Annotated in this window: 7 protein-coding genes; 5 read left to right on the top strand and 2 right to left on the bottom strand. The window is 67.3% G+C overall.

All coding sequences use genetic code 11. From position 1 onward, the window contains the following. Together E1261_RS38775 and E1261_RS38770 are read left to right on the top strand one after the other, a co-directional pair. Nucleotides 1-1,130, top strand: a 1,130-nt coding sequence (locus E1261_RS38775) for a mannosyltransferase family protein (protein WP_420814098.1), incomplete at its 5' end; no start/stop codon positions are given. 48 nt (nucleotides 1,131-1,178) lie between these two features. Continuing rightward, nucleotides 1,179-1,538 (top strand): hypothetical protein, encoded by a 360-nt coding sequence (locus tag E1261_RS38770; RefSeq protein WP_132414737.1) that lies wholly within the window; start codon nucleotides 1,179-1,181, stop codon nucleotides 1,536-1,538. 159 nt (nucleotides 1,539-1,697) lie between these two features. On the opposite strand, the gene E1261_RS38765 is transcribed toward E1261_RS38770, so the two are convergent. Next, nucleotides 1,698-5,651: a GH92 family glycosyl hydrolase gene (locus E1261_RS38765; RefSeq protein WP_132414736.1), complete on the bottom strand. Its 3,954-nt coding sequence runs from the start codon at nucleotides 5,649-5,651 to the stop codon at nucleotides 1,698-1,700. A gap of 423 nt (nucleotides 5,652-6,074) precedes the next feature. On the opposite strand from E1261_RS38765, the gene E1261_RS38760 reads away from it, so the two are divergent. Continuing rightward, the gene (locus E1261_RS38760; protein ID WP_165952792.1) at nucleotides 6,075-6,974 is read left to right on the top strand and encodes an NAD-dependent epimerase/dehydratase family protein; all 900 of its coding nucleotides are present in this window, start codon (nucleotides 6,075-6,077) and stop codon (nucleotides 6,972-6,974) included. Continuing rightward, nucleotides 6,971-9,088: a glycosyltransferase family 2 protein gene (locus E1261_RS38755; protein ID WP_238176699.1), complete on the top strand. Its 2,118-nt coding sequence runs from the start codon at nucleotides 6,971-6,973 to the stop codon at nucleotides 9,086-9,088. The genes E1261_RS38760 and E1261_RS38755 overlap by 4 nt, the downstream gene beginning before the upstream one ends. On the opposite strand, the gene E1261_RS38750 is transcribed toward E1261_RS38755, so the two are convergent. Then, the gene (locus E1261_RS38750; protein ID WP_165952791.1) at nucleotides 9,006-9,482 is read right to left on the bottom strand and encodes a GtrA family protein; all 477 of its coding nucleotides are present in this window, start codon (nucleotides 9,480-9,482) and stop codon (nucleotides 9,006-9,008) included. The genes E1261_RS38755 and E1261_RS38750 overlap by 83 nt on opposite strands. Before the next feature lie 136 nt (nucleotides 9,483-9,618). Here E1261_RS38750 and E1261_RS38745 point away from each other — a divergent pair. After that, nucleotides 9,619-10,797, top strand: a 1,179-nt coding sequence (locus tag E1261_RS38745; RefSeq protein WP_132414733.1) for an NAD-dependent epimerase/dehydratase family protein, incomplete at its 3' end; no start/stop codon positions are given.

Here is a 10,797-nt window from a genome sequence, read left to right as displayed (position 1 = left end):
GGGTTGGGCTGCGGCGATGGTTGCCGGCGGCTATGACGCGGGAGGTGCTCGGGTGGTGGCTGGCCACTCGGGTCGGGTTGTTCCTGCTGTCGATCTCGGCGCCGTTGCTCTTCAACCGCGGGACTGAGTATCCGGATGTTTGGCGCGCGTGGGTGCAGTGGGATGTCTGGCATCTGAAGGCGCTGGCGGAGTTCGGCTACAACAACGGTGAGCCGTCGCAGGCGCCGCTGGCCGCGTTCTTTCCCGGTTTCCCGCTCCTGGTCCACCTCGTGCACTTCACCGGCGTCGGGTACTTCGGCGCCGGCATCGTCGTGTCGGCCGTGGCCAGTGCGGTCGCCGGCGTCTACCTCGCCCGGCTCGCGCAGTACGAGTTCCCGGAGCTCAAGGGCCTCGGTCCGAATGCGGCAGTGGTCTGGTACGGCGCTCCGGTCGGAGTGTTCCTCGCGGCTGGGTACACCGAGGCGCTGTTCTGTGCCTTCGCCTTCCCCGCCTGGCTCGCCGCCCGGCAGGGGCGCTGGGCCCGGGCCGCGATCTTCGTCGCGCTCGCCGCGACGGTCCGGGTCTCCGGGATCTTCCTCGCCTGCGCCCTCGTGGTCGAGTTCGTCACCTCGAAGAAGCGGGACTGGCCGTCGGCTCCGTGGCTGTTGCTGCCGGCCATCCCGGTGCTCGGGTTCATGGCCTACCTGAAGCAGATCCACGGTTCGTGGTTCGCCTGGCAGGAGGCGCAGGAGAAGGGCTGGGCGCGCGAGTTCACCTGGCCGTGGGACTCGCTCATCCACACCTGGGATGCAGCCTCGCGCGGCCATTTCGCAGGGGAGCGCAGCGACTGGACGTGGATGTTCCGGGCCGAGCTGGTCACGCTCGTGATCGGTCTGCTGCTGCTCGCCTGGCTGCTCTGGCGCCGCTCGTGGGGCGAGGCAGCCTGGGTCGCAGCCACCGTCGGTGCCTTCTGTACGTCGTTCTGGATCTACTCGCTGACCCGGGCGACGCTGTTGTGGTGGCCGCTCTGGATCGGCCTCGCCGTCGTCGTCCACCGCCATCGCTGGCTCGGCCGGTTCTATCTCTGCCTGGCGATACCCCTGGCCGCGATCTGGGCGGCCGGCTTCTTCACAGGTCGCTGGAGCGGCTGAGTAGTTCCCCTCAAGACCAGAGCCCGGTCGCGCGCGTAGCGTGAGCGCATGGACACGCAGACGCAGTCGATCGGCAGGGTGATGCTTCAGGCCGCGTATGTCGGTCTGGCCGTCGGCCTCCTGTACGCCGCCCTGTTCCAGCTCGGCGTGCCGCTGTGCCCGCCGAGTGCCGAGGACTGTGCGATCAGCAGCTTGGGATCGCTGTTCGCCGTCCAGCTCGGCGGCATCGCGATGGCGCTGGCACTGCCGGTTTTCGCCGTCAGGACGGGGCTGAAGCCACACGTCATCGTTCCCACGACGGCGGCCGTCGCGCTGCTCAACCTGATCTGGTTCGTCGCCTCGCCACCGGCCGGTGCGGGGTGGGATCTGATGGCCGGGTTGCTGCAGGTCGTGGAGCGGCTGCGGTGAGTTTGTCCGCCATGTGGACTCTTTGGCACGGAAGGCAACCCGTCGGCGATTCCGGCCGTCGATAGGGGTGAAGGGGTGGCAGTCCGGGCGGGGACCGCCACCCCTCCTCAATTTCCGGCGGAACCTCTCAGGGGCAGGCTCCGCCGGGTTTTACCTGCTTTAGCCGTAGTTGCGGTCGATCGACTGGGACGGCGTCGGGCTCGGCCGGGTCTCCGCGACCCGCTTGTCACTCGGATGCGTTCCGACCTCGATCCCCTTCAGCGTCCCGAGCAGCTCGAACTCAGCCAGCGTCACCCCGTCGGCACCAGCCGGCGCCAGCACCAGCCGGTACTGCGTATAGGCCTTCGGCGACGAGATGCTGAACGACCGCGTGTACGACGTCCACGGCCAGGTCACCCCGGTCCGCTTGTCGACCGTCGCCCAGGTGGTCCCGTCGTTCGACCCCTCGAGCACCCAGCTGGACGGCGCCGTACCGGTCGTGCCGTTGGTGAGCGTGTACATGCCGACCGGGCGGCCCTGCTGGAGGGCGACCGTCACTGTGGGCTTGTCACCGGTGAGGGTGACCTGGGTCTTGGTGTCGTTGTCGGTCAGCGCAGCAACATCCGCTGAGCCGGTGACCACCGCGCCCTCGTCCGAGGTGGAGTCCCGCCAGGTGCTCGGGTCCTCACCGGGCGTGGTGAGCGACGGCGGGGCGTCGTTGCGTCCGGTACCCCAGTTCGACGGCTTGTCCGTCATCTCGAACTCGATCTTGCCGCCGCTCGCGATCAGGTCGTGCGGCAGGTCCGTCGACGTCCACTTCTTCCCGTTGATCTGGACGCCCTTCACGTACACGTTCTTCGCGCTGTTGTCCGGTGCGCTGACCACCAGTTTCTTGCCGCCCGGCAGCCGCACGGTCGCCTTCTTGAACAGCGGCGAGCCGATCGCGTACGACGGCGAACCGACCTGCAGCGGGTAGAAACCGAGCGCGCTGAACAGGTACCAGGCGGACATCTCACCGTTGTCCTCGTCACCCGGATACCCCTGGCCGATCTCCGAACCCAGGTACAACCGCGACACGGCCTCGCGGACGAGCGCCTGCGTCTTCCACGGCTGGCCCACGAAGTCGTACATGTAGGTGATGTGGTGCGACGGCTGGTTGCTGTGCCCGTACTGACCCATCCGTACGTCGCGCGCCTCCAGCATCTCGTGGATCGTGCCGCCGTAGCCACCGGGGTGCAGCGCATCCTCGGGAGTGCTGAAGAACTCGTCGAGCTTCTTGATCAGACCGTCCCGGCCGCCGTAGATCGCGGCCAGCCCGGCGCCGTCCTGCGGCGTCGAGAACGCCATGTTCCAGGCGTTGGTCTCGGTGTAGTCGTGGCCCCAGTCGCGCGGGTCGAACAGATTGGGCGAAGTGCCCCACGAGCCGTCGGGGTTCTTGCCCTGGAAGAAGCCGACCGTCGGGTCGTAGAGCGTGACGTAGTTGCGGGCCCGGTTGAGGAAGTACTTGTAGTTGTCCAGGTACTCCTGCTTGCGCGGATCGCTCTTCTTGGCCTTGACGTACAGCGCCTTCGACATGTTCGCGATGCCGTAGTCGTTGATGTAACCGTCCATCGACCAGCTGAAGCCCTCGCCGGTGCTGTTCGCGGTGTAGCCGTGGAAGGTGGACAGGTCCATCCCCTTCCGGCCGACGTTCTGCGACGGCGGTACGACGGACGCGTTCTTCACGGCGGCGTCGTACATCGCCTGTACATCGATGCCCTTGATCCCCTTCAGGTAGGCATCGGCGAAAGCCACGTCGGACGACGTACCGACCATCAGGTTGGCGTAGCCCGGTGAGGACCAGCGGGAGATCCAGCCGCCGTCCTTGTACTGCTGGACGAAGCCGTTCACCAGGTCGGCGGCTGTGTCCTGGGCGAAGAACGAGTACGCCGGCCACACCGTCCGATAGGTGTCCCAGAACCCGTTGTTCACGTAGGTCTGACCGGTCACGATCTTCGAGCCGGTTGTGGTCGGGGTGTCCTCGCCGACCTTCGGCGACGTCGGTGAGGCGTAGGTGATGACCGGCTTGGACTTGGTGCCGGTGTTCTCCGAGCCGTTGTTCGGGTAGAGGAACAGGCGGTACAGGTTCGAGTAGAGCGTGGTCAGTTGGTCAGCGGTCGCACCCTCGACCTCGATCGTGCGCAGCTTGGCGTCCCACAGTGCCTGGGCCGCGTCCTTGACCTTGCCGAACTTCGATCCGGCCGGCAGCTCCATCTCCAGATTCTTGCGAGCCTGTTCGGTGCCGATCAGCGAGGTCGCCAGGCGCAACTGCACCTGGGTGACGTTGGGGTCGAACCCGAAGTAGCCACCGACATTCGCGCCGCCACCGTTCGACAGCTTGCCGGAGGCAACCACCTTCTGGTCGACCACGCCGTACACGAACAACCGGCCGGCGCCGGTCGACAGCCCGCTCTTCACATCGCTGAAGCCGGTCACCACCCCGGTCTCCGGGTCCAGCGTCAGGCCGCCCTCGTTGGTCACGTTGTCGAAGACCAGCGACGCGCCACCCTTCGGGAAGCTGAACCGCAGCATCGCCGCGTGGTCGGTCGGCGCGATCTCCGCGGCGTTCCCGTTGTCGAACTCGACACCGTAGTAGTACGGCCGGGCGACCTCGTTGTCATGGCTGAACGACCACGCGCGGGCGGCCCGGTTCGCGGTCGGGGTCTCCGCCGTCGACGGCATCACCTGGAAGGTCTGCCGGTCACCCATCCACGGGCTGGGCTCGTGGCTGATCGACAGCGCCTGGATCGTCGGCTTGTTCTCGGCGTTGTTGCCCTTGGCGTAGTCGTACAGCCAGGAGCGGGAGCCGGCGTTCGTCACCGGGGTCCAGAAGTTGAAACCATGCGGTACGGCGGTCGCCGGGAAGTTGTTCCCCCGGGAGAACCCGCCGGTCGCGTTGGTGCCCCGCGTGGTCAGCGCCAGGTCGGACGGATGCTTGCTCGCCGTCTTCTGCGCCGCGGAGTCCGGGTTGATGGCGGCAGCGATCCGGATGTCGTCGACCCAGCCGCGGAAGTCCGCCGGGCCGGTCGGCTTGTCGTAGCCGACCAGGATCCGCTTGATCGTCTTACCGGCCGCAACCTTGCCGAGGTCGGCCTCGATGTTGTTCCACTGGTTCGTGGACAGGCCTTTGGCGTCGCCCTGGCCGCGCGGACTGAGCCCGAAGCCGTGGTGATCCTTGGCCCGCAGATCGCTCAGGTAGGTCCCGTCGGCGAACGCCAGGTCGAGCGCGGCGTACGTGCTCGGGTAGCTGAGGTCACCCTCGACGTGCTCGGGGAAGATCTTGTACGACAGCCGGGTGTCCCGTCCGACCTTCAGGTCGACGTCGGAGACCTTGTTCCAGGTGTAGCCACGGCCCTCGGCGGTCTGGCGCCCGGCGTACCGGAACGACTTCACGCCGGTGAAACCGACCCGGGTGCGGGCGTTGTAGGCGCTGGTTGGGCCCGAGTCCAGCCGCGACTCGGCGACCGGACCCGGTGGCGGCAGCGGGTCGCCGTTCGACAGGTACCAGTCGGCGAGCTGGACGATGTTCTCACCGTGGTTGAGCGTGACGTCGAACTTGAAGAACTTGTACGCCGTCTCGTTCGCGAAACTGTATTCCTTGGTCTGGAACCGGTTCTCGAAGCTCTGACCGGTCTGCGTGTCGAGCACGGTCCAGTCGGTGCCGTTGTTCGAGCCCTGCACGGTCCAGTTCTGCGGGTCGCGGCCTTCGGCGTCGTTGGCCGAGGTGAGCGCGTACTTCCGGATCACGACCGGCGCCGAGGTCTCGTAGTTCAGCCAGCCGGTCTTGGTGAAGACCAGCCACTTGGTGAACTTGTCCCCGTCGGCGGCGTTGGAGGCGATCTCACCGCCGCCGGTGTTCTCGCCGCTGGCGGTGATCGTGGTGACCTTGTCCATCTCGCTGCCGCCGACGCCGGTCGGGGTCGGGCCCTGGACGCCGCCCGCGCGGGGCTTGCCGTCCGGGCCGGTCTCGACGGTGTCGGTGTAGCCGGGCTGTGGCTGCCCGGACTCGAACGAGGTGAAGAACGAGGCCCCGCTCACCACCGGCTCGTCGTGGGTGGCCGAGGTGTTCGGAGGGACGGCATGCGCTGACGTCATAACTGGTGACATTGTCACAACTAGCCCGAGCGACGCGACGACCCCGAGTGCCCTGCGTTGGTAGTTCTTTGGCGCTTGCGGCGCCCAGGCACGCACCTCGCGGCAGCGGAGGAACAGCCACGATGGAAAAGCATCGAGGCCGCTCCTCCGCCACCACGATGCACGCACCTGACCACCGCAATCACTCAAACAACTACCAACGCAGGGCACTAGTGGGCGGCGGAGATTCATCCACGCTCCTTGCACGGCCGGCCGGCGCGACAGCCTGGGCTGCTGCGACGGAGGGTTTACGCGGCCCCGATGACAAGGTTGTCAGCCCGCGTCCGGGGTGATCTTCCCCATCTTCCTGACGCTTGGTCAAGGCCTCGTCGCGGACGGTTCCCGGCTGCCTCTCAGTTGCCCGCTCGGCGTAGGTTGATCGCTATGGCGGAACGGGTGCTGGTCACGGGTGCGGCAGGCTTCATCGGGCGAGCGGTGGTACGCGCTCTCCGGGAGCGGGATGTGCCGGTGACGGCCGTGGACCGAGAGCCGCCGGACCCCACGTGGGACGAGGGCGTGACCGTGGTGACCGGGGACCTGGCCGACCAGGAGGTTTGTATCGGGGCCTTCGAGACCCGGCCGACCGCGGTGGTCCACCTGGCCGCACTGACCTCGGTGCTGCGCTCGGTGGACGCTCCGATGGCCACCTTCGCGCAGAACGTCACCATCACCCAGGTGCTGCTGGAGCTGTCCCGGGGCAGCGGTGTGGACCGGTTCGTGCTCGCCTCGACCAACGCGGTCGTCGGCGACGTCGGTGCGGCGACCATCACCGCGGATCTCCCGCTGAGCCCACTCACGCCGTACGGGGCGACCAAGGCGGCCGGCGAGATGCTGCTGTCGGCGTACTCCGGCAGCTACGGGCTCGCGACCGCCGCACTGCGGTTCACCAACGTCTACGGGCCGGGCATGTCCCACAAGGACAGTTTCGTACCGCGGCTGATGCGCGCAGCGCTCGCCGGCTCCGGAGTGCAGGTGCACGGGGACGGCCAGCAGCGCCGGGACCTGGTCTACATCGACGACGTGGTCAACGCCGTACTGCTCACGCTGGAGACCGGGTACGACGGTCGCGCGATCATCGGCTCCGGCCGGTCGGTGTCGGTGCTGGAGATGGTCGAGGCGGTCCGCGCAGTCACCGGCAAGCCGGTCCCGGTCGAGCACATCGACGCACCGGCTGGTGAGATGCCCGCCGTGATCGTCGACATCACGAATGACCTCGGGTACGCCCCGACGGTTTCGCTCGACGAGGGCCTTGCCCGGACATGGCAGTACTTCCAGCAAGCGTGAGGCGGCACTGGCTGCTGGGAGTCTTCCTGGTCGCGGGTACGGCGTTGCGCGTGCTGGCGACGGTCGCGTACCAGCCGGGGATCATCTATGTGGACTCGCAGCAGTACCTGAACAACATGGAGCTGCTGAGTCCCGACCAGCTCAACCCGATCGGCTACTCGATCGCGCTGAAGCCACTGGTCGCACTAGGCGGTACGACGCTCGTCGTCATCGTGCAGCACCTCGTCGGACTGCTGCTGGGGGTCGCGGTCTACGCGCTGGCGCGGCGGCTGACCGTCTATCGCTGGCTGTCCGCTCTGGCTGCCGCACCGCTTCTGCTGGACGCCTATCAGGTCCAGATCGAGCAGAACGTGATGGCGGAGACGCTGTTCGACGCGCTGCTGGTCGGCATCCTCTGGCTGCTCCTCAGAACGCCAGGCTGGAAGGCAGTGGCCGCCGCTGGCCTGCTCACAGGTGCTGCGTTCGCAGTCCGGGCCATCGGCCTCACCCTGCTGCTCGCTGTGGTCCTCTACCTGGTGGTGGTCGGCCGACGACGACTGCTGCATGTGGGAGTAGCCATAGCCGGTTTTGCAGTCGTCTTCGGTGCATACGCCGGGTACTTCCATGAGGAGACCGGCCGCTGGGGTTTCACCGGCGCGGGGAGCCAGGTGCTCTACGGACGGACCGCAGTGGTCGCGGACTGCAGCAAGGTGTCGCTCAAGGCGCTCTGCCCGAAGGAGCCGCTCGGCCAGCGTCTCGGCGTCGACCAGTACGCCCACAATCCGTTGCCAGCCGGTACGACGGAGGAGCAGGCGACCGCGTTCGCGCACGAGGTGATCCGGCAGCAGCCGCTCGACGTCACCTGGGCCGTGCTCAAAGACTTCGCCAAGGGTTTCGCCCCGACGCGGACCACGGCTCCGAACGACGTACCGCTGAGCCGTTGGCAGTTCCAGCTGACCTATCCGAACCTGCAGGATCCCAACACCGCCGCCTTCGCCGTGAAGTACGGCGGGCAGGAGCCGCAGGTCGCGCACACACCGGCCGCCATCCTGCGGGCCTACCAGCTGAACGGGGGATACGCCTCGGGCGCGCTGCTCGGCCTCGGCCTGCTGATCGCCCTTGCAGCCGTGGCCGGACTCGGCCGCGCGAAGGACTCCGGGCTGCGCTGGGCCGCTCTCTTGCCAGCGGCGGCAGGTGTGGTGCTGCTCCTTGGTTCCGCCGCGTTCGAGTTCTCCTGGCGCTACCAGCTCCCGGCGCTCGTGTTCTTCCCACTCGCGGGCGCGATCGGTCTGAGGGCGATCCTGGGCAAAGACCAGGCTCGACCTGCACTCGCGGCCTACCCGGATGCAGTGGATGCCCAAGCCAGCAAGGGATTCACGCGCACCTTCGCCCCGATTGTCGTGGTGATCGCCGCCTACAACGAAGCCGGCGGAATAGGCCCGGTACTCGCGAACATGCCCCGCACCTGCGCCGGCCTGGAGGTCGACGTACTGGTGGTTGTGGATGGCGCGACGGACAACACGGCCGATATCGCCAGGCAGGCCGGGGCTTCCGTGGTTGTTGCCGAGAGCAACCGTGGTCAGGGCGCCGCGCTCCGCCTCGGATATCACGTTGCTGCGAACGGTGGAGCGCAGTACATCGTGACCACCGACGCCGACGGCCAGTACGACAACGACGAGCTCGGCGTACTCCTCCAGCCGATCCTCGATGGCCAGGCAGACTTCGTCACCGGATCGCGCCGACTCGGTGCGGAGGACGCCGACAGCCGGCTCCGCTGGCTCGGTGTCCGGGTATTCGCCGTACTGGCGTCGATCCTGACCAGGCACCGGCTGACCGACACCTCGTTCGGCTTCCGCGCGATGCGGGCCGAGCTGGCGACCGCAGTCACGCTCCGGGAGCCGCAGTACCAGTCGTCGGAGCTTCTCCTTGGTGTGCTCGCTCTCAAAGCGCGAGTCGCCGAGCTGCCGATGACGATGCGCCGCCGCGGCGACGGGGCCAGCAAGAAGGGCCCAGGACTCGTGTACGGCGCGAACTACGCGCGCGTGATGAGCACTACGTGGCTGCGGGAGTACGTACTGCGACGGAATCGGCGGCCGGCTTGGCGAACACCCAGTTGTCGAACAACCAGAACTTGACCACGAACAGCGCGGCGAACGTGAAGAAGTACGAACTGCTGACCAGCAGGGTCTGCCAGAACAGCGAGTCGATCCAGGCCTGCGCCGCCTTGTCGGTGAGGCTGGTCACCACGGCGGCGACGGCCGCGTTCCCGACCACGATGATTGCGTACGGCAACATCTGGCCGCGACGGCCCCAGGCCCAGCGCCGGCTGAGCAGGTAGTTCGGGATGCCGCCGGCGATCCACGCGATCACCGTGGCCAGCAAGGGCATCGCGCCGAACCAGTAACACAACGCGAAGGCGACCTGACTCACCGCGGTCGAGATCACCGAGGATGCCGAGTACTTCGCCCACAGCAACATTCGGCTCCGGCGCAGACCGAAGCGCGCCGCGAGCCTTCTGTGGATGCGCACGGCATCCATTGTGCACCTCGCCTCCAGCGGCCGGATTCATAGGTAATTGCCAGCGTTCTCGAGGTTGCAGAAGCAGCCTGGCGGGATAGGAATGAAAGGGAGAGCCCCTAACCCCTGACGGAAGGCGGCGAGCGCTGTGCGCGTACTCGTCCTGGGCGGTGACGGCTACCTGGGGTGGCCGACCGCGTTACATCTGTCCGACCGTGGCCACGAGCTCGCGGTCCTGGACAATTTCGCCCGCCGCGGTTACGACCGTGAGCTGGGCGTGCAGAGTCTGGTGCCGATCGAGGACCTGGACACCAGGGTTGCCGTCTGGCAGCAGGTGTCGGGGCGGAGCATCACGCCGTACGTCGGCGATCTGCTCGACGCGGACTTCGTCCTCGAGGTGGTCCGGGAGTTCGCGCCGGACGCGATCGTGCATTTCGCCGAGCAACGGGCGGCGCCGTACTCGATGATCGACCGGCAGCATGCCGTCTACACCCAGCAGAACAACGTCATCGGCACGCTGAACCTGATGTACGCCGTCGCCGAGATCGACCCGGCGATCCACCTGGTCAAGCTCGGCACGATGGGGGAGTACGGCACGCCGAACATCGATATCGAGGAAGGCTGGCTCGACGTCACCCACAACGGGCGCACCGACCGGATGCTCTATCCGAAGAAGCCCGGCTCGTTCTACCACCTGAGCAAGGTGCACGACTCGCACAACCTCGAGTTCGGCTGCCGGGTCTGGGGACTGCGGGTCACCGACCTCAACCAGGGCGTCGTCTACGGGCAGCAGACCGACCAGACCGTGCTCGATCCGCAGCTGGCGACCCGGTTCGACTACGACGCCGTCTTCGGCACGGTGCTCAACCGCTTCGTCATCCAGGCCGTGCTCGGCGAGCCGCTCACCGTGTACGGCGCCGGTGGGCAGACCCGGGGCTTCCTGGACATCCGGGACACCGTCGAGTGCATCCGGCTCGCGGTCGAGAACCCGGCCGACGCGGGCGAGTTCCGGGTCTTCAACCAGATGACCGAGAGCTACTCGGTCCGTGAGCTCGCCGACAAGGTCGCCGAGTGCTTCCCCGGCCCGGTCCAGGTCGAGCACCTGGACAACCCGCGGGTCGAGCAGGCCGAGCACTACTACAACGTCAAGCACACCGGCCTGGTCGACCTCGGCCTGCAGCCGCACCTCTTGTCCGACACGCTGATCGAGTCGATGTTCAACATCGTCGCCGCCCACAAGGATCGAGTCGCCCCCGAGGCGTTACTGCCGACAGTCCGCTGGCAGATCCCCGCGTCAACCAGCTCGCCCACACCCCCACCCACCCGC

It is taken from the genome of Kribbella albertanoniae (assembly GCF_004348455.1).
Classification (GTDB): domain Bacteria; phylum Actinomycetota; class Actinomycetes; order Propionibacteriales; family Kribbellaceae; genus Kribbella; species Kribbella albertanoniae.
Note: the sequence above shows the minus strand (reverse complement) of the source record. Positions and strands in the feature narration are given on the sequence as shown.

Bases quoted from the DNA above. Each gene is read 5' to 3' on its own strand.
- E1261_RS38770 (WP_132414737.1), top strand. From the start codon at position 1,179: ATGGACACGCAGACGCAGTCGATCGGCAGGGTGATGCTTCAGGCCGCG.
- E1261_RS38765 (WP_132414736.1), bottom strand. From the start codon at position 5,651: ATGACGTCAGCGCATGCCGTCCCTCCGAACACCTCGGCCACCCACGAC.
- E1261_RS38760 (WP_165952792.1), top strand. From the start codon at position 6,075: ATGGCGGAACGGGTGCTGGTCACGGGTGCGGCAGGCTTCATCGGGCGA.